We start from the raw sequence: 22716 nt of genomic DNA, 5'->3' as shown, positions 1-22716 counted from the left end.
GGGCTTATGGTGACGATAATCGATTAAAGTAGGTCTTCGATATTTATTCCACTTTGCTGAATTATCCACTCCACAAACTCTCGAAAAGCGCCTTCACCGCCTGCCTTATTGGTCACATAATGTACATGTTTTTTTATGTAATCTGGTGAATTGGCTGGAGCAGCCGAAGTACCTACTTTTTTAAGAAGCTGCAGGTCTCCCAGATCATCGCCAATGTAGGCAACATCTGTAAGGTCTATACCCATATCATCTACCAATTCCTGAGCCACCTTCACCTTATCTTGAATTCCCTGAAAGAGCAAATCAATTTTTAGCTTAGAGGCTCTTTTAGCTACTATTTGAGTGTCCTCACCGGTTATAATCCCCACGGGGATGTTCAACTTTCGGGCAAAAAGTACTCCGGCACTGTCAGAGGTGTTGAACTTTTTCCATTCATTACCTGTCTGGTCGTAGTACATGCCTCCGTCTGTCCAGACGCCATCGATATCGGTTAATATTAGTTTGGGTAGCATAAGTTGGAACCGCAAAGACACAGAGTCGCTAAGAATCAATTGTACTCTTCTGTATTTTGGCGGTTTTGTTTAAAGGTTATTTACCACTCGTTTAATTCCGTTTTTAATTAAGGTCGAGTTAAAGTTTATAACAGGCCTAAATGGTTGTCAGTGAGTTTCAAATATGTCAATAGCTGTGCTACATGCAGTGGATCAAACTTTTCAACAGTTTTCAACTCCACTATAACGAGTCTTTCAACCCACAAATCAATTCTATAACCACAGTTTAGTTCAACTTTCTTATATATCAAGGGCAGTTCAACTTGTCTTTCAACATTCAAACCTGTTTGCTGCAGCTCATAAAGTAAAGCATGCTCATAGGCACTTTCCAGCAAACCTGGCCCCAAGTTTGAATGGACTTGAAATGCAGCATTAACAATTACTTTTGAAATCTCATTCTCGAGCATTTTTTCAGTTATTGTTTTTATTTTTTGACTTATGAGGCTCTTTAAGAAAAGAAGCGGAAGTTACTTTTTTGCGGCTTCGCGTCTCTGCGGTTAACCTAACATTTTCTCATAAATCACTTCATCGGCTGGCACATCTTGAGTGAGTACTTTTCCGAGTACCTCGTTCTTCTGGGCCCATTGAAATCCATCTCCAGGACTAAGCAGGTGTACATCATTCTCTGTCACCACTTCTCCTTTTTTCATATTTCTTTTGGTAGCAATGCTTCTCTCCAACTTCACCTTGGCCAATTCTACGGCTTCACTTCTCTCCTTCTTCATTTCACCAAAAGCCATTTCAAGGTTTCGAATATCTCTAACCATTCTACGCATTCCATCCGGAGCCAACGAGCCGGCCTGATCTGTCCCTTTCATGGTTCGGTCCAAGGTAATGTGCTTTTCTATGGTAGTGGCTCCCATGGCCACCGCGGCTAAAGGTATGGCTATTCCTATGCTATGATCGGAATAACCGACTTCAAAGCCTGCATAGCGTTCCTTTAAATAATGAATGCTATTGAGGTTGATGTTTTTGTATTCACTCGGATACTGCGACAAACAATGTAAGATGGTTATCTTATTATGATGCTTAGTAATTACCTCCAATGCATCGTCTATCTCTTCTACTCCACCCATGCCTGTAGAAATAACCATTGGAATTTTGGTTTCGGCCATAGCATTGAGTAAAGGCAGATTGGTAAGGTCACGACTTGCTACTTTCAGCCTGTCAGGGGTAAATAGCTTAAGCATGCTTAAACAGCCAATAGCGCAGAGCGTCTCTACAAAATCCAGCCCCTTTTCTTTAGCATACTGATACAATTCAAAGTGCTGCTCATCATTGAGCTCAAGCTTGGCTCTGTGCTCTCCATAGGTCTTTCCAAAGCTATGTGGGCTATTATAGGGTTTTGCCATGGCCGAAGCGGATAGCTCTTCTGCCAAATCTCTCTTGGTCAGTTTTACGGCATCCCAAGGTTTTAATTCCAAGCCAAAGAGTTCATCCTTAACAGGTTGAGCGGCTTTATCTATTAAGAGTTTGGCTAAATCTACAGAGCCATTATGGTTCTGTCCTATTTCACCGATTAAGTAAGTATGAGGCATATTCTAAAATGTTCAATGTTTAACGTTCAATGAGCATATTATTAAACACTCACTTATTGAACTGATCAATTCCTTGACGCATGACCGATTTAATATTGGGGTTAGCGTCAACTAATTCAATTAATTGCTCGAGATTAGCCTCTGAACCAGCTAATTGGAGCAAGCTATGCATATTTTGGAAATCGTCTGGCGTGTCGATAGTAAACCTAAGGTCGCTTCGCGAATCAACAGCCTCAGGAGCTTGATCGAGCTTTATCTTGAATTGTTCAGAATTTCCGTAAATAAAGTTAGTCACATGCTCTGAATAGAATTTTTCCTCAGCATGGGTTTCAAGAATTTCCGAAGCTCTTTCCAATGCACCTAACCTTACTCCCTCTACAAAAAGTCCCCAATGGGTTTTTATAGCCGGAATACCGGAATGGTTACAAAAACTAATATAGTCTACCCCCTGCGCTAAGGAATTTAGAAAATACGGAACCTGATCGGACTGAATAAAGGGATTATCAGAACAAACACGGATCAGGTTCTTAGCCTGGTATTGCCTGGCACAATCGATAAAACGCTTTAGCACATTCTGCTCATCTCCCTTATAAGCCTCTACGTTGTTCTTTTTGGCCCAATCGACAATGGCATCATCCGATGGATTTACAGTGGTAGCCACAACTAAAGGAGTACCTAATCTCTGAAATTTCTCGAGCTGCAAATCTAGCAGATTCTTTCCTTTCCATATTGGCTGTAACACCTTACCGGGAAGCCTGGTAGAGGACATTCTGGCTTGTATAATTATGAGGTCTCCGTTGATTTCTTTCAATTCAGACTAGCTAAAAGTAAGATTTAACCGTAGAGATGGCAACTCTCAACCAATCGGAAAAAGTAGGAGTAGCCAGTTTTTCATGTCTTTCTGGTAAGGATTCTAACCTCAATTCATTGCCAAACACCTGAGACATAGCTAACATTTGTTGACTTAGCAATTTATCCCTATTCTTTTCAAGATTTCGAATCGCCATCTCAAGCTGTTGCTTATTAGATGCCGCAAGGCATAAACCAAGTACAGAATAAAATGACTTATACTCTTTCACACTGCCTTTTATGGGGTACCACTTATCATTACCCCGTTGATGGTACCTGAAAAATTCAACAGCCGGGCATTTCATAGCCAGCGAATCAGTTATGGTCGATGACCAAAAACTAATTGAACAGTAGGCTTCAGAGCACAAATGCATTGGACTAATATCAGACAGGCAATAGCTACTATTATTAACTTCCTTCAATTCATTCAATAAGTAGGTAGAGTCTTCTCTGGGGTGTTGCTTAAAAACTAAGAAATACTCCCTCTTTGATACAAAAACCTCAATGATCGATCGAATTAAGTATTGATAATCATTAGGATCTAAGAACTCTGAATCTGCAGGTCGGGTAAAGACTGCTACTATTTTTTTGCCCTCCGACTGTCGCTTAATAGAAGATATTTTAACTGATGCTGTTTCTCTAACCTTGTCTGTCCATGTTGACTGGTATGCAGGACTTCCTACTATTTTTAACACATTTTGGGGAACCCTCAAGCGCCAGTATCCAATATCACATTGGGTATTCAACAATAGGTAGTCAAAACATTCATGATCATGTTTAGATATTAAAACTGGATCATCCTTTTTCTCAACCGTACCATCAAGGCTATAAATGGCATTGGCATGTGGATATAAATACATAGTGGCCTTGGGACAACAAAATCGAATTGCCGAAGCCAGGCTGTGTCTATGTATGGGCCAAAAGTCTTTATAAACTGCTACAATGTTTTTTCTATAAGAAAGCAAAAAAGGCAGTATATCTTTCTTGTGGATTACTCGGCCTATCTGACTGAATTCTTTAAGGTGGGCTTCCTCAGATTGCGCTTTGCTGAATACAGATTTTGAAAAAAAAAGTAAGACGAACTCTAAATTTTTATCCTGCTTAGAGAGGCAATAAAAGTACGGAACAATCCACTGAAGTTCACCTAAGGATGTATGAATTATTCCGAGTACTATTCTTTTACGCTTCACACCGTGGGTTAAAATTCTCTAAAACTTTCCAGATAGGAATCTGACAGACTCATTAGTGCTGGGTTATTATACCCAATAAAGTGTATACCAAATGATTTTGCTGCAGACAAGTCGTTTATGGAATCACCCACGAGGACGCAGTTCTGAGTCTGATATTCAAAGCGATTTAATAACTCTTTTAAAATTTCCGTCTTACTGGCAGGAGAACCATTGATAGTGGAGAAATATTGATCTATACCTATTGAAGAACAAATTTGCCTCAATTCAGTTTGGTCAGACCCCGAAACAATATGCATATCAAACCTGCCGTAGTTGCTCTTTATAAAAGCTAGGCTATCATCAATCAATAAATCAGGATTTTTAAGTTCCTTCAGCATAACTTTAGAAAACATAGATGCATATCTCAGGATTTTGTCGTCCGTAACATTAATCTCCTTTCTTATTTTTTCAAAAAAGTATCTGAATTTCACATACCTGGAAAGACCTCCATTTGATAAGTGGTAAGCCATGAGTTGAGCAACTTCAGTTGATGGGTAATCCTTTAGCACTAACTCAAACCCTTTGTTTCGGATTGGCATAGAGTTCATTATAACCCCATCAAAGTCCCAAAATATTGTTTTAACCATTCATTAAATTTGAATACACGGCTTCAGCTATTCTAAAGTCGTCTTCCCAGTCTACATCAATAGACTGAATGCTGTCTTGCTCCAAAAACATTATATTAACACCCACACGGTCATTAATATCCCGGTAGTTATCAATGGCAGTAATAAAGGCAGCGTGATTTACTTCATACAGAAGTTTCAAGTCCTGTGTCCTCGGCCATCTATTCTCAATATGAGTTTGGGCATTCATTACTTTTCCCAAATCCGGGTCAATTAGAAAATTTTGAAGTCTTTTAACTGTAACGAGAGAATCAAAACCGTTTGTTAGTCCTTCAAAATACTTCAAAACGATTCTGTCATACTCTTTACCGTCCACCATGGGAGTGGTAACGTGCCCCCACAAAACATGGGTAGAGCTTACAACCTCAGGAACATAATTAATTAAATCAGTCAAAGGTGTAGTATCTAAACAAAGATGTTCGGGGCGTTCTATAATCTTCAGACGTTTGTCGCCAAACTGAGAAGCTACCCTTATGCACTCTTCATCATTTGTTGAAAGAACAATCTCAGCAATCTCCTTACTCTCCATAAGCTGCCGAAGCTTAACAGCAAGGAGCCCTCCCTCTACCTTGGCAAAGTTTCTTGTGTTTTTATTTACTACCCTGCTACTTCCTTTCCGGGTAGGTAAGAAAAAAGTGATATCCTTCATATATCTTATATGCGTGAGTAAACCGAGTCAGGCTTAAGGCCTTTGTATCGTGTTGGAGTGAGCGAGCTAAGTTGAGTGCCAACTTTTACAAATTCAAAGAACAAGGCTTCGTTTTCTGTAGAAAGTTCAATCTCATTCTGACTAACAGCATCTCCCGAATAACCATCATAGCCTATAACATAAATACTTTGTGCCTGCAGTTCCAAAGCCGTTTGAAGTGCCAAGACCGTGTGAGAATCTTTAACTCTATTGGTGAAGGTGATTTCTTTCAGTTCCGCACTTTTTTTCTCGAGAGTGGCCGGAATATAGGTACCCATTTTTCGAGGATATGGTGGTAAAACACATTGAGTTACAAAGCCAAAACTACCATGCACCTGGTTTTCTAGTCTGTGTCCTTCATTGCCAACCAGGCAAAAAAACTGATCTTTTGAGAGTTCTATGAATGTATTGGCATTTTTGGAACTCGCATGTATGATACAAAGTTCATCTTGCTTCTTAACCCAATGAAGAATAGCTTCTTCATGTTGCTTCACAGAGTCGCCACCACCTACAATTAGTGCGGTCTTATAGTGCTTTTTTGAATTAAAAAGAGAGAGTTTAAGGTTGTCTTCAATACCCTCGCTTTGATTGTTTAGGGCCTGAATTATACTATTCACTGAGTAGAATCTTTTCGTTACCCATTCCATAACCTCCTTCTGGGGCAAAGAATTAGCTCCAGAAACCATGTATGGAAGATTGGTACCCCAGCCATATTCCTTTTGCAAACGTTCAAAGGCTCCCACTACATTACCGAGGGCATTAAAATCTACTGATAAACCATGACGAGAACTGAGGCTTGTTAATAACAACTCTGTTTTCAAGTTTCCTGCTCCTCTCCCCATTCCGGTAAATGTTGCATCTACCACATCTGCTCCAGCCTCTATTGCTGTTAAGGTATTGATTAGGCCTAACTCGAGGTTATTGTGTCCATGAAAACCTATGCTTACATCAAGTTTTGATCTAACCTTCTCAACAGCCTTGGTTACTTCTGCAGGATATACTCCACCGTAGGAATCAACCAAATAAAAATAATCGATCAAACCATTCAACTGAGACAACTTCTCGTAGAACCCCTCAATTTGATCCCACGTAGACATGTACATTACATTGAAAGCAACGAGAAATCCCATTTCTTTCACTCTCTTTGCTAACTCAATGGCTTGATCCATTCGGATCGGATTAACAGCCATTCGGATCATATCTACATGACCGATACAATCACCCAGTAAAGCTCTCACAGTTTGAGGATCGATGTCCTTTTCATTCAGAATTAGAGCAATTTTTTTTGTAGTTCTAGATTTTGTGTCTCGAATCAAGTATTCAGGTAAGTAGAAATATTGCCCTAGGTAAGATTCCTTGGCAGGGCTTCTATAACCAATTTCTATCCAATCTATAGGTAGCTTATTACACGCATTCAAATAGGCCTGTACTAACTGTTTATCAAAATCCCAATTAGTATAATAGCCTCCGTCTCTAAGGGTACAATCCAAGATTTGTACCCCTTTCTTAATTTCGCTCATTTTTTGGTGACTTTTTGAGTTTGCGGAATTAGCTGTTCAACTCCTTTTTCTAATGGTATTGGATTCTGTAGTAATACTTCTCTTCGATTTGGCAAAAAAAGATGTTTAGGAAAAACAGCTCTAGCCGCCTTATAAACAACACCGTGAAAAATCCTTAGTTTTAAGAATCTAACACATCGCTGCAAGGTTAGGTAAAAGTTAATACTTCTCGCAATTGGCATTGTATAGGAGCAGGATTTCCTCCACACATTTTTTAGTTCTGTGTAATCTTTACCCTCGAAGAATATGGCTGCATGGTTTAAATGCTTCAGGTACTGCCTATCAAGCCTATTGGCATATTCTAGATATCCTTTCGCAATCAATTGCTGCTCCATTCGTAAAAATACTTCTAATCTTTTTACCAGTCTGTCAGGAGAATTATTGGTGACGGATATTCGTCCGCCATGGCCAGAGCGCACAAAAACATCCGGATTTGAATCAGGGTATTTTCTATAATTGGGTCGGTCTAACAGAACTGATAAATGAAACGACCAATCTTGTAAAGAAGGAGCGTAAGGGTCGAACTTATACTTTTTCACGAAATCACTTCTGAAGAAAGTTGAGGATACACACCAACCTTCCATTTTGACAAATGCCTCAACATCATCTTTATGCAGTAAAGAACTCCATATTTTTTTGATTTGTGGATTACTCTTTCTTATGATTCCTGTTTGAGTAACAATGAAATCATATGGTTTGTCAATTATTGTTTGAACACGGTGCTCCAAGCAGCTTTGGGCCAAAAGATCATCTGAATCCAAAAACATAATAAAATCACCTTTTGCCCTATCTATCCCAATATTTCTGCAAGCAGAAGCTCCTTTGGGTAAAGAGTCATCTCTTCGTATAGAGTGAATTCGATGGTCTTGACTCGAAAATAATCGGGCAATATTCAAGGAATTATCTGTTGACCCGTCATCTACTAACAGTAGCTCCCAATTACTATGCGTTTGGTTTAAAACGCTATGAATCGTTAAGGGCAAATCTGCCTCCCTATTAAATACCGGAGTAATTATTGAAACTAAGTTAGTGCTGATCTTACCCATACTTTAATTCATACCAAGCAAATGCTCGGTAAATACTTCATTGCACGAGTCAATTGCTTTAAACACCAACCCTTCTGGCAATCTTTTTAAACCCTAATCCAGCATTTTGCATAAGTATGGAAAAAAATGAATCGCAATTCATGCTGTCTAACATTCCAAAATCTGTCCAATCTCGCTTCATACTTAGAAAGAGATACGGCTTTTGATCATTAAGTTTATTTTTACTATGCACATGCTCAATCCAGAGTCGTTTATGCTTTTCTACAACAATACTTTTAGACCTTTTCCAGTCGCTATGATTAACTTGCATAACTGACTTGAAACAACTTCTGTGTTCCACAAGACTTATGAAAGGATTGAATTTATATCTATATAGTCTTATCTCGTTTTTTTCCTGATTATTAATCAATTGATATCCCTTTCTAAGGTCAATAACCAACCCATCCTCCTCTTTTGCCAAAAACTTCACAACCTTAATATAGTCGCGATGTAAAAGATCATCATTATCAACCCTTGAAGTAATTATAAAGCTCGTACTTGAAGATTTAGCAATAACCTGTTTGGTGGTTGGAATAAGTTGTTGAAGGCTCGATATAAAAAGCGGTTGAAAATTAGGGAAGGATTTTGCGAAATTTTCAATTCTATTCTTAAAAACTTCCGGAGTATTCGAGTCAAAGAACACTAACCAAGTAAAGTCTTGGTCACTTTGATTTCGAATGGACGGAAAACAATATTTTTCGAATAACTCAAATCTATGTGATAGCCATTCCGTATTGGTAATGGGGTCCCCATCCCGTGTTGAGTTCCAACCTGCAACCTTTAAATTAAAGCGAGTGATTAAGTAGTGATTCATTCTTAGTTCAACAAATTCTCTTTCCTCAAAATATCTGAATATAAACCACACATCTTTTGCACACTAAAGTTCATTTCAACATGCAAGCGATTCTGTTTACCAACTTTTTCCCTCATATGTTTACTGGAAAGTAGAAACAAAAGCTTAGACTGAAATTCCTTAACATTACCGTTTTCAAACAGAAACTGCTCATTTGCTTTGCTTATTACTTCTTGAACCCCCGGTATTTTACTGGCCAAAACTGGCAAAGATGCTCTCATATACTCTAAAATAGCATTTGGACAACCTTCAGACTTGGTAGCCAGCAAACCAATATCCATTTGAGACAACAAATTCTCGACATTGTTTGTTTGGCCTTCAAAATGGATATATTCAGACATACCAAGTTCATTAACTAACTTTTGGGCTTTATTAAAATTGTCTTGGCAATCTCTTCCACCCCCTAACCCAACAAATTTCAATTCTATTCTTTTTAATTCTACTAGCGGAATTTTAAATAGGCTTTCGATGACAAAGCAATGCTCCTTTTCGTTGAAAAAATTCGCCACCATCACTATTCTTAATTTAGAGCCTTCATTTTTTCTAGGCATGTATGAGTTAAGCTCAATACCATTCGGAACTACATAAATTATTGAAGGATTAATATTTTTGATTTTAGCCATTGAATCTCTGCCGTGATTCGAGTTGGCAACATAAATAGGATTGGCCTTTCTTCTTAAGTATGTTATCATGCTTGGACTTTCAGGTTTAATTGAGTCATGCCCTCCCCTTTCAAAACTAAAAGACCTTTTAATCAGACTAAAATTCACCAAAACATTCATGAATAAATCGGCATTGCGTGTAAAAGTAAAAAGAAGGCTTCTTCCAAAGCTAAGCTGAAAAACCCAAAGCCGGAACCAACCAAAAGCTCTTCTAAAAAAGCCATGGTTATTGTAATTCCAAATCACATCCCCCAGGTCGGGTCTGAAAATAACTGATATTCCTTCTTCTTTTAATTGAGAAACATAGATTTCATCATAGGCCATCATTCCAACAAAAGTTACCTGAAACCCAAGACTCTTCGAAAAGTACTTACCGAGTAAATAAGCCTGTTTCTGAATCCCTCCGGGAGTCAGATTAGGGACTATGAATACAACTTTCAAATTAACTATTTCTTCTTAAGGAGCCGTGATCTTAGCTTCATACCAAATTGTTGCAAACCAATTCTCCCTGAAATGAAATCTAAACAAGCCTGCTTCAAACCAATATGACTATTGAAATACGTAAAAAGCTCATAATCAATCCTACTATCAATCCCCAGTAATAGCTCTCTCAGAATATTCATTCTGTCACTCATTAATCGAGATTTCAATTCAGTATTCCTAATCAAGGAGGTACTTGAGACACGATATTTTGCTAAAGGTTCATCTATAAAATAAAACTTTCTACCTTCAATAAGAAGTCTAAGATTTAAGTAGAGGTCTTCATACAAGTAGGACTCATCGTACAGAGGCTTTGATGGTAAATGCTTGGTTCTATACAATATTGTAGGAGCAATAATTTTACTGGAGTTTATCATACCTTCAAGTAGAAGTTGGGAATTTTGCATACCCTCCAAATTCTCTCCTAAAATGAAATTATAATCAAGAACCTCACCATCTTCATTTATTCGATGTGCTGAAGAGTGAATGACAGATAGTTCCTTATGTTTTTCTAGAATAGACACCTGCTTCTCAATCTTATCAGGGAGCATAACATCGTCACAAGCAATCATTTGATAGTATTGTCCTCGTACTAGATTAAAAGCTTCGTTTAGTGTCGCACATACCCCCTGATTGACATCATGAACCAAAAGTTCACAATTAACAGAGTGTTTCCTAATCCAGCGATTAATAACATCTACTGAGTTATCTTTTGAACAATCATCAGCAATAATTAATTGAACATTTGAATATGATTGGCTTCTTATGCTATTCAAGGTTTCAATAAGAAATTGCTCATGATTGAAACAAACAGCTACTATACTCACCAATGGTCCTTCAACTCTGTTCATTATATCAAAACCGATTAATTAAATCACATACATAATCCACTTCATCCTTCTTCATTCCAATATAAAGTGGTAAGCTTAAAACCTCACGCGCAAGTTTCTCAGCAATTGGAAAAGCTCCTTCTGCAAAGCCTAAGTATTTATAAGCCCCTTGAAGATGCGGAGGAATAGGATAGTGAATGAGTGTTTCAACTCCTTTTTGAGATAAAAATTGTTGTAGTTCTGGTCTTCGATCTGTTCGAATCACGTATAGATGATGGACTGAAGTAGCTCCTTGAGCAATTTCATTTTTAATAACCTTGTCTGAAATAATACCTTCATTGTACCATTTAGCAATCTTTTTTCGTTCCTTATTCCAGTCGTTCAAATACTTAAGTTTTACAGAAAGGAATGCTGCCTGAATCTCATCTAGCCTAGCGTTATATCCGATTACTTGATTATGATATTTCTTTTCTGAGCCATAGTTTCTTATTGTCTTAAGCGATTGATATAATTCTGAACAATTTGTTGTTATAGCACCAGCATCCCCTAATGCACCAAGATTTTTACCAGGATAGAAACTGGTTGCATTGACATGGCCAAAACTCCCCGTTTTTCTATTATTGAAAGTTGCGCCCTGAGCTTGAGCATTATCTTCAACAACATATATCTTATAGTTATCTGCTATTTCCATGATCTGCTTCATTTCACAGGCTTGCCCATAAAGATGAACCGGAATAATGGCTTTCGTTCTACTCGTGATTGCTCCTTCTATTTTCTCAGGGTCAATGTTGAATGTGTCTTCTCGAGGTTCGACAAATACAGGAGTAGCCCCTGTATAGCTTACCGCTAAAACGGTGGCGATGAAGGTATTGGAAGGAACGATAACTTCATCACCCTCTCCAACGCCTAAAGCTCGCAAAGAGAGGTGCAAAGCCTCTAAACCATTTGATACACCAACCGCATATTTAGTTTCAGAGAATAAAGCATACTCTGACTCAAAGGTATTTACTTCTTCCCCTAAAATGTACCATCTGGAATCAAACACTCTTTTATATGCCTCTAAACACTCTTGATCAATCTGGTTATTAATCTTATCGAACGACAAAAATTTTATGTCCATTTTGGAGGATTAAGACTTGAACGCTTTTTGGAGAAGAACCGCTTGTGTTTCATCACAGTAGTCAAATATACTTTTACCAGATTCATCTTCTAACTTGATATCTAGTTCATATGCTCCTAACAAATGTAACATGCTGGGATCTCCACTATTTTTGAAATAAGTGAGAGCATACATTGGGAGGGTTGTTCCCCTATAGTTAGTACAATTGACATCAGCCCCCAATGAAATCAGATGTTGAACTATTTCCTTATGTCCATGGAAGACTGCCAGTATAATCGCACTCCAACCCCGATTATTCCTTAAGTTAATATCATATACTCTTGAAGCATAAGTCTTTACCTGAGAAAGACTACCATTGATACAAGCCAACCAAAGTTCATCGTAATAATCTTTATACAACTCAAGGTTATAATCGACTGATGATATCACAGTTTTAACTGAATCATCAGTTATTATTGAGCCAGGTTTTTGTACGCTTCTTTCATTGGTTACAGATGTCTTATATATTCTCCTTCCATTAAAAGTTGGTAACTGGTACTGCCTAAATGAAAAGGCTCTAAACTGATTATGGACCTCTATTGCCGTTTTATTAAAGTCTATACACAGGTTACTAAAATTCAACGAGTTAACAGAATAATAGGAACCTAAACGATTCGGCTGTGAAGAAGCTACAAACTTATTCAACAATAGTTTTCTAGCATTTTCTTTAAATAATTGAACACCAGCCTCGGTAAGCTTCAGATATAAATCTTGGCTGGTATCACAGTGATCAATCTTCACAATCTTTTGATCAATTATATCCCCGGTATCAATACCATGATCTATCTTATGAAGAGTCACTCCTGTTTGTTCTTCACCATTTAAAATTGGATGTACGGCTGGATACATCCCTTTGTAAAATGGCAGAAGTGAATAATGAATATTAAAGAGCATATTTGAACTAAACAATCCCGGCTTTAATATTCTATCAAATTGAAAGGAGAAAAATATTAGTTTATCCAATGGATAGACCTCTTCTAATTTTATACTAGGAATACCCAACTTATGAGACTCATATTTAAGTGATGGTTGCCAAGAAGTACAACCATCATCAGTATCAGATGGAACTACACAGTAATTAAACTCTGGAAATTCTTTAACAAGATACTTTAGGCTTTCTACAGCTAGAGCATGTTTACCTGCAACGCATATGATCATTATTTCTCTCTTTTGCTACGATAAACTCATCAAAACTTCGAACATAATCGGTTTCGTCATAGGGGTGAGAAGCCAGCACAAGACAGATTGAACCCGAACTAAAGTTCTGTAATTCTCTCCAAATTCCAGGAACAATGTGAAGGGCATAATATGGTCTATTCAGACAAACTGTTCTTGTATTAGTACCATCACTTAATTTAACATCAAAGCTTCCGCTAGCAGCAATTAGATATTGTTGTAACTCTATATGAGCGTGTCCACCTCTCTCACTCCCACCAGGAACATCATAGAGATAGTAAACTCGTTTTATTTCGAACGGTATATTCTTCAGGTTCTCAACAACCGTAAGATTACCTTTCAAGGTATGAGCCTTATCTAAATCTAGAATAGAACAATCAAAGACCGTACTTTTTCTTAAACTCCGAGTCATTTGCAAGTTCTTTTATTGAATAGATATATTCTGTCTTATCAAAAAAGTTTGAAGAGGCTATTAGTGCCAGTGAATTAGTGGAGAAGTTCGTCAATTTTCTCCAACAGAGGTTAGGAACATATAGAGCTTTGTATGATCTTCTAAGAGGAAATATATCAAAGTCTTTGCCGTTGAATACCTCTACATCAAAACTTCCGGACAAGGCTATAATCACCTCATGGCTATGTCTGAGTGCGTGACCTCCCCTTTCCTCATCTCCAGGTACATCATAAATCCAATGCACCCTTTTAATTTCGAAAGGAAAGTTACTACCCACCTCAAAAAAAGTAAGGTTGCCACGAATATCTTCTATTTTAGGCAACAACAACTCTCTACAAAAACTCAAATCAGATCAAATACAAATTCCAAATCAGGTTAAACCCATTAATGCCACGTGCTTCAAAACCGGATGTATGATGTAATATTCCTCAGACTTAGATGTATCTACTTTAAAAGAGCTCAACTCTCCTGATAAGTACCGCTTCATGGTCTTGAAAAAGCAATCCCCACGAATTACATGATCAAACCAACCGTCCAAATCAACTCCTTTATTAGGAACTACATATTCTTCCTGGTATAGAATTTCACCATCATCTATCTTTTCAGTCATCCAGAATGATGTTACTGTGCAATTATGCCCTTTCAGGATGCTGTAAAATAGAGTTGTACTGCCGCGTTCATCGGGCAAACTTCCTGGATGCATATGGAGGTACTTTCTTTTGCCATTAAAGTGTTTGCCTTTTAAAATCTGCCCACCATAGCCTGCATAAACCACCACATCCACCGATAAGTATTCTAAAAGCGTCAATAACTCCTCCGAATTTACATCATCGCTAATAATTTTATGGTAAATCCACCCATTCCGATCAAATGTCTTTTCAATGGGTTCGTTTAAATCTGGAATAAAGATATTCTCTTTATCAAAATACTCACCAGTCTCATCGTTTAAAAGAGACTCAGGGCAAGTTCTCAGCGTTTGACCATAGAACACACCTAGAATTTCAACATTCCGATCGAGTTGCCAAACTCTCTCCAATTGCTGGGCATAGGTTCGTGCTCTTTTCGTCTCTCCAGCCAAAAGCACTATTCTTTTATTATTCGACATTTAATCCCTTCTAAGTTCTAAGACAAATCTTACTTCTTGAGCTAACGTTTCTCTTAGCAATTCCACATCCAATTCCTCACCTATCTCATACACACTCAAAACAATATCATTTAGTTTAAGAAGAGCATTTAGCAGTGGAAGTCGGTTTGAATCAGCATACTCCTTACATAAGACTAAGCTAAAGAGCTGATACAACCTATACTCGTTGTACAAGCTCTTATCCTTAGGCCTAAAATTTTCGTCATAGGATGAGTATATCTTCTTTGTAACCTCGAACCTCTTGACTAGTAGGTTTAATTTTTCTTTGTTGAGTTCACCTTTGTTGTTTTTAATACCTATCCACTCTAAAAACAAACCTTCGGTGCTAGAGCCAGTTATTCGATTTAGTTTGTAACAAACAGAATCATTATTACCTTGTACTACTTGCCTACTTGTAAACCAAGCATCCAAAAACCTCTCCCCCTCAAAAACCGAATATGAATAGTCAATTTTGACTCGAGGCACTTGTGTTGATAGATATTTATATTTCATCGCCAATCATGTGCCCATTCCGGGTTTTTATTCAACTCTCTTTCATAACATAATACATCATCATAAGAGTCTACCTCACACCACTGACCCTTAACATAAACCACATTAATTGGCACTCCTTTTTCAAGAAGTAAATTTAGTAGTGAAGTCATATCAATATTATCCTTCCTCTCTTGAGGCAACTCATCATAAACAGACCGTACAATTCCCCACCCTTTGGGAGATAACTTAATCAAGCCCATATATTGAGCTTCAATATCATTGAAGTGATGAGTTTTACCTCCTATAGCATTTAATCTTCCATCTTTGGTAATGAATGTCTCAGCGTCTTCAAAAGGATTCTCAAATCTAAGCTTCCAAAGTGCGAACCATTCCTTATCGGCAGTAATCGTTATATCTGACTCAACTTTCTTAAGCTCTTCGATATGAGATTTATGATAGACAATATCTGAGTATGATATAATGGTAGGTTCTCTTATTGAAGAGTCAAAACAAAAAAGCGAAGCGACCATGTTAGTCTCTGCCCATCTTTCATTTTTTATATACTGTAATCCTGGCCGATTTATCAATTCACTCCTGTAACCTCTTACCACATAGACATCTTCTATCCCAGCCTTTCTCAGCGCCTCAATTTGCCAATCTAATAAGGTTTTTCCAGCTAGTTCAGTAAGACACTTGGGTTTCGTCTCAGTATGTTCCTTCATTCTTGAACCTCTTCCTGCGGCAAGGATAATTGCTTTATTTTCCATATTCACGAATGTGATTTATAATAATATCTGCTGTATCTTTATCTATATCCCTCTCTCTTTCGGGATGCCACATTAGTCCCAATACATGCTTATATCCCAAGGCCTCAACCGTTCCATCCACTGAGTCAAAGCCCAAAGCAGACAACCCTTTGCCAAGACTATTCTCCGTGATTTTTCGAGAGTGATACGAATTGACCACTCTTCTTTTCTTTAAGAAGAAAATCTCATGGTCATGCGCAACGTGTCTTTTTCTGAATGTCTCTCCTCCATCTACAGTATTACCCCCAAAAAAAGCATTAATCATTTGCATACCTCTGCAAACGCCTATTAAAGGTATCTTGGAATCTAAAGCATACTTAATCAGCATTGTTTCAGTATTATCTCTTGATTTGTCGGTACCAATATCTTCTCCACCAGACAAAAAAATCATGTCTATTCCCCAGTCTCGGACAAAGGTTGTAACCGAATCTTCTATATTAGGAATGAACATATACTGATCCTTTGAGAACTTAGAAGCCATGAACTTATTCCAATCTTGGGCAATGGAGTCCCTATATTCCTCGTAGGAATCTGCCCTTGTAATTCTCATTGTAATCCCAATCCTCATTTAGCTTTGAATAGTTATGGGCTCAAGTCGATTGCTTTTACAATCCAATAAGCACTTCCTGGCTCTCAATACTCGTTCAAAAGGTTGCTCTCCACACCCTATTGCTGCCGGAATACCGTACTCAGCACTTCTAATGGCCATATGAGAGTTGGCACCTCCATATTTGGTTACAAGCCCGCCTATTTTACGAGTAAATATCCAATCGTAACCAGGGTCTGCTCCTTCAATGCATACTATTTTTCCCTCCATGTCTGGAGCACTTCTGCTACTTGCTTCAATTAGTACAACCTCAGCCTCTATTCTGGTATTTCCTATAAAGTTAGCTGCACTTCGTTGCATAGGAACAATATGGACATCACGAACAGATCGAATGAGGTAACTCAACTTAAAAGAAGAAGCTATATCGTAGTTTTCGATCGCTTTTGAAATTTTATCTTGATAATAGGGTCTAATGTCATTTGTGAGAGGTTCAAATAACATATTCAGGATGTCCTCAATCTCCAGCATTGAAACCTCATACCTAGAAAATCCCTTTAACTCACCCCATTTAGCTGCTAACTCAAGAATATCTGACAAATGCTTGGTAAAAATAAACTTGGCATACTCTCTGCCTTTTATAGACTGTTCTGCATAATGCATAAGTCTTTTAGCATCAATCCCATTAAACCCACTTTCATAAATCAGTACATTCAATTGAGACTCTTCTTTGTTTGTTAGTTTGAATTCAGACTTGCATTCCTTTCCACTCATAACGCGAGCTTCAGAAAACAAATCGGGTCTATTACAATAATTAGGAGAGAGTATGTCGTAGCTACTAGGTCTTAAGTGACCATAGGTTTGAAGAAAAGTATCTTTATTTAATCTACCCTCAATAACTGACGAATAATCCTCACTCATCTTACCAGAAATAGTAATTATACTTCTTCTGAATTCTAATAGTCGTTCTTTCGAAATAGCATTTTTTCTCACTGCAGACCTCAAGAGTGACTCTGCTATGAAACCATGTCTTGCTAAAATTGAGAATGGTAATGTCCCCAACTCAATACATTCATCAATTAATTTACTTATACAACTTGCGAGTAAAAAAGAGTTCTTTTCTTCTGAAGAACCTATCTGAAATAACTGGGCTTCTTTCAGAAGGTCTATGGTTCTTAGTGAACGATTAAGAGAACTATTAAATTTATCTATGACTGCATCTTCGGTAAGTTTTCTCAGTAAACTTTTGTACACCAAAAACTCCTCCCTGTTAAGAGTACCGCTATATCTCGATTCAAAGTCTTCCTCGAAACAGAAATCAAAGGCAGTATGAACTATTTCAAATTCTATCTTGTCATGAAGGTGAGGGTTACGATTGAGTCTATCCACAAATGCATTTACTAATTTCTCACTTATACCTCCCGGTAATCCGTCCGGTAGAAAAGAGTTGATACTCTTTCTTACGTCTATATAAACCCTTCCGAAAAGTGAAACCATTAAGTCCATTTTGGGCATTTTGCGATACCCCATTTGCTCGCGAGCCAGTTGCCAAGTTGATTGGGTAATTAACTTTCGGTAAAGCGACCTAGCAAGAGGGTGAGGTAATACTCCAATCATCTCTGCAGGATTCCAGTCTGGCATAAATCCCAGCAATGTGGTGCTGCCATATAGATCTGGACGGGGCTTGAAGGCCTCATGAATAAATTGCCTCAAGTATATCATTCTGGACGATACCTGACTTATTATGGCCTTATCCCATTTATCAACCGTAACTATCCTACGTACCTGTAAAAGGTGTACTAAACCTTCAGAGTCAATTGCAAACTCTATATCAAGTGGAATATCGGGGAATGTTGACTGAAGCTCTCTAATCAATTTAAGTACTTTAAGCAGTAGTTCAGAGTCAAAATCTTCTTCCTTTACTCCATTATATATATATACAGTTTTGTTAATTGAGCTACCACTCGTTACAGTATCTGTCAAACCAGACTTATCATCATAGTTAATCACGTAGTAAGGAGACCCATCGTCTAGAACCTGAGTCATTACCACTCCACTCATTACCACATTTGTCACCATTGGTTGAACCAAAACCTGATTTGACTCTTCTTCATTATATGAACCTATTACCCGATTTATGGCGGCAGTTAAATCAGACTCCTTACAGGAAACATTTAGTAGACTGGTAAAGGCCCCAGCCATTGAAGAGTTAATAGTATCTTCTGCGATTGAGCTGCTTCTGACAGCCAATTTGCCACTGTCTTTAAATTGTCTTATAATTTCAAGAATGACCTTCTGCTTATTAGTATGCCAATCTTTGGTAGTAAAAAAGTAAATCTTCGGCACATTATAGCCGGCCTCAGACAAAATATGAAGAGTCTCGGCTTTTGTTCCGGTAAGTTTATAGTTGATCTCTGATTTCAAGGACATAAAACGTTTTTCAATTCATGATATATTCTTTCACTGGCCGTTTTCTCGCCCTTGGGAAGTACCTCGTTAAAAAAGAAATGCTCCCTTTGATTCTTTAGACTATCATTGCCAGATATTACAATATCATCTATAAAATCACTGATATCATTACTATTTCTACCATGATATAGATGTGAGAAAACCTCTCTACCAAACGAATTGAACCTTTCTGATACCAATTCGTCATGTACTAGAAACATTATGGGCTTATGGAAATATAGATACTCTACCATAAATGAAGCGCTATCCATGACCATTGCATCCGAATAATAGAAAAGATCTAAATACTCGCTTTCCTCCAGTTGACCATTGGGTAGATTTTGCCAACTCCTATAATAGCTATCGGTTCTCATCTTACCCCAATCGGGGTGCTTATATAGCTTTTCCTTTAATAGCGGGTGCGGTTTGAAGGCAATTTGAATATCACTTCTATTTCTAAGTTGTTTTATAAACCAATCGGCATAGAGAGTAAAACAAGAGTAATCCAATTTACTCCCTTGACCTTCAATACTATGGTGAGGTGCCCAAATAATTCTCTTGACGCTTTTCCTATCCTTCACCTTCCAAACATCTTTTGGCGAATAGCTGGAATCAAAAATAGTATCTAACGCTGGGTAACCTGTAACAACCACACGGTTATTAAACTTACCTAAGAAACTTGTGGCATACTTCCCATGGGTTTTTGTTTCAACGAAGTACTTCCATAGTCGCCTATGAATTTCCTGTGCATAGTGAATTCGTAATGAATGGATTACTACGAATGCATATGGTACGTAACAAGTAAGCACATCGCTATTATATATTTGTGAGTAATACTTCTCAAAAGTAAGTCGATGTGGATTGGTGAAAAAAACGATGTCTGGTTGATAAGTAGCTTGTAAATCCAACCATTCATTATTATCCCTATTGTATACAGACAACCTAGGATAGTTTTTATCTCCAAAAAACTTTACAACTTTCTTGTAAAGCTCCATATCTGGTTGACCGTTTCTAACGAAAGGAATTACAACAATATAAGGTAAAAACCTACTATCTTCTTGCAAGAGGCGGAAGAGAGAATCATACTTCCAAATCGTGTCATGAATTACTAGGAAAAACACTTTAACCTGTCCAGCAGACTTTATTCTCCTAAGCTGAGCCCTTTGAGTCTTACTTAAACTTCGATTGCGTTGATACTCATTGAAGGATATGTAGAAGCTCCAAATACCTAAAGACTTCAAAAAGCTTTTTACCGTATCCTTAAACTGATTCAATTGTTTGTAAGTAGATAAACAATAAAGAATAGGAGCTCAATACTCATATTCGTGCCTCGCCTTATCCAAACTAAAAGATGAGTATTTTTCAGATATAGAAGGTTTCTTAATGAACACTGCAAATAGCTTATCGATATCCGCTGGATAAAAAGCCTTCACCATTTTGTACTTCTTTAAATCAAAATATTGGCTTGCGATAAGGAACTTTTGATCAAGATCACTATCATCTCCATTAATATTATGACTCTCAAAAAAAAGTACTCCTCCATTATTGAGTAAATTGTATATCTTATATATATAATCCTCAAAACTCATGTTCAAATTACCATCTATCGTAAAGTGATTCGAAAGTGAGAAAACCGCGTCAAACTGATTATTGAAACTGTAGCTCATGAAGTCTGCCTTAATAAAATTAACATTTCGAACTCCAAGATGATTTTTAACACATTCACCCATCCTTATCAGATAAGGGTTTAGTTCAATCCCTACAACTTCTTTGTAATAATCAGATAAGTAAATCGAAAGGAAGCCACTATTTGAGCCGATATCTAATACCCTACCATTAGCGTTAAAGAAATCATATACATCATAGCTCTTCATTCTTGCCTCAGTCGGTTTAATCCCATGGATACCCACTCTCTTATACCCTTGATAAAAATACCCTTTACAATAGACAAAAGAATTCCATGATTCAACTTGTTGCTTCCTTAGTTTATTGAGGTCTTTATGGAGTTTTTTAAGATCACGATCTTTCTTGGCATGCGCTTTATCTAACTTGGTCAAGTACACAGCTAAATAATCGTAGCTTTTAAGGTTCTCACCTTTTTTAAGAATTAAATAACTTCTTCTTTTTTCAAGAATTGAATCAATAATTCTATTTATAACAGGGACCTTTTTTAAAAAATTCAGTATTCTTTTCATACAAACATATTCTATCCTACTGGTTCGAAATTCACTTCAGGACTCATATCTAAATAGAGTGTCCCTGGTAATACCTTAGGCAAATCTTTTTCGAACTCTGAAGATAGTTCAAACGCAATAAACTCTTCTACCTTCCACAGTACGTACCTAGCATTTTCTCCAAAGATAAGACCTAGTTTGTAGTGTCCAGCATTAAGTATATAGGGCTGTATATGGAACGATATTGTATAAACCCCTCTTCTTGACTTCGGATTATAGGCTAGTTTGTGTCCTTGATGGATCACGATTTCATCTTTGAGGTTTGTAACCTGTACTGTAGTAGCTAGATTAATATCTTCTTTTCTATTATAGAAACTATACTCAATTTTTATCCCTGAACTGATCGATAGAACATCACCATTTATAGGAGAAACATTAATATTAAGAATTTTTATATTCTCATTCCCTGGAGCATCTTCAAAATTCCAAACTGAATTACTATGTAAATTGAGTTTTAGCTTCTGTGCATTTGCATAAAAATTAACTGCTGAATTAGCATCACTATCAAACTTCACTTGTCCATTCTCTAATACAATTGCGCGAGTGCAGAGTTTTTTTACACTCTCCATATTATGACTCACAAACAAAACGGTTCGACCTTCCCCTTTGCTCACGTCTTGCATTTTACCAATGGCCTTTTTTTGAAACTCTGCATCTCCCACAGCTAACACTTCATCAACAATCAGAATCTCAGGCTCCAAGAAAGCTGCAACAGCAAATGCCAGGCGCACCTTCATTCCAGAAGAATATCGTTTTACGGGCGTATCTACATAGCGTGCACAGCCAGAGAAATCTACTATTTCATCAAGTTTGGATTTAATCTCGGCCTTGGTCATACCCAGAATGGCCCCATTTAAAAAAATGTTTTCTCTTCCGGTAAGTTCAGGATGAAAGCCCGTACCCACTTCCAGCAAAGCTCCTATTCTGCCAAAAGCGGTTATTTTCCCGGTAGTAGGACCGGTAACTTTAGATAAAATCTTAAGCAGCGTGCTTTTACCGGCTCCATTCTTACCAATAATTCCTAGTACCTCGCCTTGCCTTACTTCAAAGTTTATATCCTTTAAAGACCATACATAGTCCGAGTTTCCTGCCTTACTTCTGTCGTTAGTTTCGCCAATTTTAAGGAAGGGATCCTCCTTGCCTCGAATTCTGGCCCACCAACGATTCAAATCGTGACTTATGGTGCCGGTACCAACAACACCTAGTCGGTATTGCTTGGAAAGGTTCTCTACTTTAATCGCTATGTCACTCACTCTCTTAGTAATCGATTAGTAATTTTTCATTCAGCTTACATTTCTTGATTGCCTGAAAAGAATAATCACTCAAATTA

General features: G+C 37.6%; 24 protein-coding genes. All 24 read right to left on the bottom strand.

Annotated features, from left to right (window positions below; genetic code table 11):
* Positions 1-23: 23 nt before the first annotated feature.
* Entirely contained in the window at positions 24-512 is a 489-nt protein-coding gene (locus IE164_RS12940) for a 3-deoxy-D-glycero-D-galacto-nonulopyranosonate 9-phosphatase (protein ID WP_189630650.1), read from the bottom strand.
* 125 nt (positions 513-637) lie between these two features.
* On the bottom strand, positions 638-958 hold the full coding sequence (locus IE164_RS12935) for a GxxExxY protein (RefSeq protein WP_308440969.1): 321 nt from the start codon (positions 956-958) through the stop codon (positions 638-640).
* Between the two features lie 90 nt (positions 959-1048).
* On the bottom strand, positions 1049-2089 hold the full coding sequence (locus IE164_RS12930; RefSeq protein WP_189630649.1) for an N-acetylneuraminate synthase family protein: 1041 nt from the start codon (positions 2087-2089) through the stop codon (positions 1049-1051).
* Between the two features lie 49 nt (positions 2090-2138).
* Positions 2139-2900, bottom strand: coding sequence for a cytidylyltransferase domain-containing protein (locus IE164_RS12925; protein ID WP_189630648.1), 762 nt, complete (start codon positions 2898-2900; stop codon positions 2139-2141).
* Between the two features lie 10 nt (positions 2901-2910).
* A complete protein-coding gene (locus IE164_RS12920) occupies positions 2911-4128 on the bottom strand; it encodes a hypothetical protein (RefSeq protein WP_189630647.1) in 1218 nt (405 codons plus the stop codon).
* Between the two features lie 8 nt (positions 4129-4136).
* The gene (locus IE164_RS12915; protein WP_189630646.1) at positions 4137-4754 is read right to left on the bottom strand and encodes an HAD family hydrolase; all 618 of its coding nucleotides are present in this window, start codon (positions 4752-4754) and stop codon (positions 4137-4139) included.
* Positions 4747-5442 carry an acylneuraminate cytidylyltransferase family protein gene (locus tag IE164_RS12910; protein ID WP_189630645.1) on the bottom strand — a complete coding sequence of 232 codons (696 nt, stop codon included), beginning with the start codon at positions 5440-5442 and terminating at the stop codon, positions 4747-4749. Before IE164_RS12910 ends, IE164_RS12915 begins: the two co-directional genes overlap by 8 nt.
* Before the next feature lie 5 nt (positions 5443-5447).
* Entirely contained in the window at positions 5448-7001 is a 1554-nt protein-coding gene (locus tag IE164_RS12905) for a hydroxymethylglutaryl-CoA lyase-like TIM-barrel protein (protein ID WP_189630644.1), read from the bottom strand.
* Positions 6998-8086: a glycosyltransferase family 2 protein gene (locus IE164_RS12900; protein WP_189630643.1), complete on the bottom strand. Its 1089-nt coding sequence runs from the start codon at positions 8084-8086 to the stop codon at positions 6998-7000. Before IE164_RS12900 ends, IE164_RS12905 begins: the two co-directional genes overlap by 4 nt.
* Before the next feature lie 58 nt (positions 8087-8144).
* Positions 8145-8939, bottom strand: coding sequence for a glycosyltransferase (locus IE164_RS12895; protein ID WP_189630642.1), 795 nt, complete (start codon positions 8937-8939; stop codon positions 8145-8147).
* Positions 8940-8941: 2 nt separating this feature from the next.
* Entirely contained in the window at positions 8942-10081 is a 1140-nt protein-coding gene (locus IE164_RS12890) for a glycosyltransferase family 4 protein (protein WP_189630641.1), read from the bottom strand.
* 5 nt (positions 10082-10086) lie between these two features.
* Positions 10087-10971 (bottom strand): glycosyltransferase, encoded by an 885-nt coding sequence (locus tag IE164_RS12885; protein ID WP_189630640.1) that lies wholly within the window; start codon positions 10969-10971, stop codon positions 10087-10089.
* Positions 10972-10975: 4 nt separating this feature from the next.
* Positions 10976-12070 (bottom strand): DegT/DnrJ/EryC1/StrS family aminotransferase, encoded by a 1095-nt coding sequence (locus tag IE164_RS12880; protein WP_189630639.1) that lies wholly within the window; start codon positions 12068-12070, stop codon positions 10976-10978.
* Between the two features lie 9 nt (positions 12071-12079).
* Complete coding sequence (locus IE164_RS12875) at positions 12080-13267, bottom strand: formyltransferase family protein (RefSeq protein WP_189630638.1); 1188 nt, start codon at positions 13265-13267, stop codon at positions 12080-12082.
* Positions 13245-13697 (bottom strand): sugar 3,4-ketoisomerase, encoded by a 453-nt coding sequence (locus IE164_RS12870; RefSeq protein ID WP_189630637.1) that lies wholly within the window; start codon positions 13695-13697, stop codon positions 13245-13247. The genes IE164_RS12875 and IE164_RS12870 overlap by 23 nt, the downstream gene beginning before the upstream one ends.
* Positions 13663-14058, bottom strand: coding sequence for a sugar 3,4-ketoisomerase (locus tag IE164_RS12865; RefSeq protein ID WP_229838674.1), 396 nt, complete (start codon positions 14056-14058; stop codon positions 13663-13665). The genes IE164_RS12870 and IE164_RS12865 overlap by 35 nt, the downstream gene beginning before the upstream one ends.
* Positions 14059-14106: 48 nt before the next feature.
* A complete protein-coding gene (locus IE164_RS12860) occupies positions 14107-14841 on the bottom strand; it encodes a formyltransferase family protein (RefSeq protein ID WP_189630635.1) in 735 nt (244 codons plus the stop codon).
* Complete coding sequence (locus tag IE164_RS12855) at positions 14842-15372, bottom strand: hypothetical protein (protein WP_189630634.1); 531 nt, start codon at positions 15370-15372, stop codon at positions 14842-14844.
* Positions 15369-16121: a phosphocholine cytidylyltransferase family protein gene (locus IE164_RS12850; protein ID WP_189630633.1), complete on the bottom strand. Its 753-nt coding sequence runs from the start codon at positions 16119-16121 to the stop codon at positions 15369-15371. The genes IE164_RS12855 and IE164_RS12850 overlap by 4 nt, the downstream gene beginning before the upstream one ends.
* Positions 16111-16641 carry a gamma-glutamyl-gamma-aminobutyrate hydrolase family protein gene (locus IE164_RS12845; RefSeq protein ID WP_189630632.1) on the bottom strand — a complete coding sequence of 177 codons (531 nt, stop codon included), beginning with the start codon at positions 16639-16641 and terminating at the stop codon, positions 16111-16113. The genes IE164_RS12850 and IE164_RS12845 overlap by 11 nt, the downstream gene beginning before the upstream one ends.
* Before the next feature lie 87 nt (positions 16642-16728).
* On the bottom strand, positions 16729-19128 hold the full coding sequence (locus tag IE164_RS12840; protein WP_189630631.1) for a PEP/pyruvate-binding domain-containing protein: 2400 nt from the start codon (positions 19126-19128) through the stop codon (positions 16729-16731).
* On the bottom strand, positions 19125-20426 hold the full coding sequence (locus IE164_RS12835; protein ID WP_189630630.1) for a CDP-glycerol glycerophosphotransferase family protein: 1302 nt from the start codon (positions 20424-20426) through the stop codon (positions 19125-19127). Before IE164_RS12835 ends, IE164_RS12840 begins: the two co-directional genes overlap by 4 nt.
* A 36-nt stretch (positions 20427-20462) precedes the next feature.
* Positions 20463-21347, bottom strand: coding sequence for a class I SAM-dependent methyltransferase (locus IE164_RS12830; RefSeq protein WP_189630629.1), 885 nt, complete (start codon positions 21345-21347; stop codon positions 20463-20465).
* An 11-nt stretch (positions 21348-21358) separates the two neighbouring features.
* Positions 21359-22639, bottom strand: coding sequence for an ABC transporter ATP-binding protein (locus IE164_RS18540; RefSeq protein WP_229838673.1), 1281 nt, complete (start codon positions 22637-22639; stop codon positions 21359-21361).
* Positions 22640-22716 lie beyond the last annotated feature (77 nt).

It is taken from the genome of Roseivirga thermotolerans, assembly GCF_014653175.1.
GTDB classification, from domain to species: domain Bacteria; phylum Bacteroidota; class Bacteroidia; order Cytophagales; family Cyclobacteriaceae; genus Roseivirga; species Roseivirga thermotolerans.
The sequence above is the reverse complement of the archived record's forward strand: the minus strand, read 5'-3'. Positions and strand labels throughout refer to the sequence as shown.

Bases quoted from the DNA above. Each gene is read 5' to 3' on its own strand.
- IE164_RS12940 (WP_189630650.1), bottom strand. From the start codon at position 512: ATGCTACCCAAACTAATATTAACCGATATCGATGGCGTCTGGACAGAC.
- IE164_RS12935 (WP_308440969.1), bottom strand. From the start codon at position 958: ATGCTCGAGAATGAGATTTCAAAAGTAATTGTTAATGCTGCATTTCAA.
- IE164_RS12930 (WP_189630649.1), bottom strand. From the start codon at position 2,089: ATGCCTCATACTTACTTAATCGGTGAAATAGGACAGAACCATAATGGC.
- IE164_RS12915 (WP_189630646.1), bottom strand. From the start codon at position 4,754: ATGGTTAAAACAATATTTTGGGACTTTGATGGGGTTATAATGAACTCT.
- IE164_RS12910 (WP_189630645.1), bottom strand. From the start codon at position 5,442: ATGAAGGATATCACTTTTTTCTTACCTACCCGGAAAGGAAGTAGCAGG.
- IE164_RS12905 (WP_189630644.1), bottom strand. From the start codon at position 7,001: ATGAGCGAAATTAAGAAAGGGGTACAAATCTTGGATTGTACCCTTAGA.
- IE164_RS12900 (WP_189630643.1), bottom strand. From the start codon at position 8,086: ATGGGTAAGATCAGCACTAACTTAGTTTCAATAATTACTCCGGTATTT.
- IE164_RS12895 (WP_189630642.1), bottom strand. From the start codon at position 8,939: ATGAATCACTACTTAATCACTCGCTTTAATTTAAAGGTTGCAGGTTGG.
- IE164_RS12885 (WP_189630640.1), bottom strand. From the start codon at position 10,971: ATGAACAGAGTTGAAGGACCATTGGTGAGTATAGTAGCTGTTTGTTTC.
- IE164_RS12880 (WP_189630639.1), bottom strand. From the start codon at position 12,070: ATGGACATAAAATTTTTGTCGTTCGATAAGATTAATAACCAGATTGAT.
- IE164_RS12875 (WP_189630638.1), bottom strand. From the start codon at position 13,267: ATGATCATATGCGTTGCAGGTAAACATGCTCTAGCTGTAGAAAGCCTA.
- IE164_RS12870 (WP_189630637.1), bottom strand. From the start codon at position 13,697: ATGACTCGGAGTTTAAGAAAAAGTACGGTCTTTGATTGTTCTATTCTA.
- IE164_RS12860 (WP_189630635.1), bottom strand. From the start codon at position 14,841: ATGTCGAATAATAAAAGAATAGTGCTTTTGGCTGGAGAGACGAAAAGA.
- IE164_RS12855 (WP_189630634.1), bottom strand. From the start codon at position 15,372: ATGAAATATAAATATCTATCAACACAAGTGCCTCGAGTCAAAATTGAC.
- IE164_RS12850 (WP_189630633.1), bottom strand. From the start codon at position 16,121: ATGGAAAATAAAGCAATTATCCTTGCCGCAGGAAGAGGTTCAAGAATG.
- IE164_RS12845 (WP_189630632.1), bottom strand. From the start codon at position 16,641: ATGGCTTCTAAGTTCTCAAAGGATCAGTATATGTTCATTCCTAATATA.
- IE164_RS12830 (WP_189630629.1), bottom strand. From the start codon at position 21,347: ATGAAAAGAATACTGAATTTTTTAAAAAAGGTCCCTGTTATAAATAGA.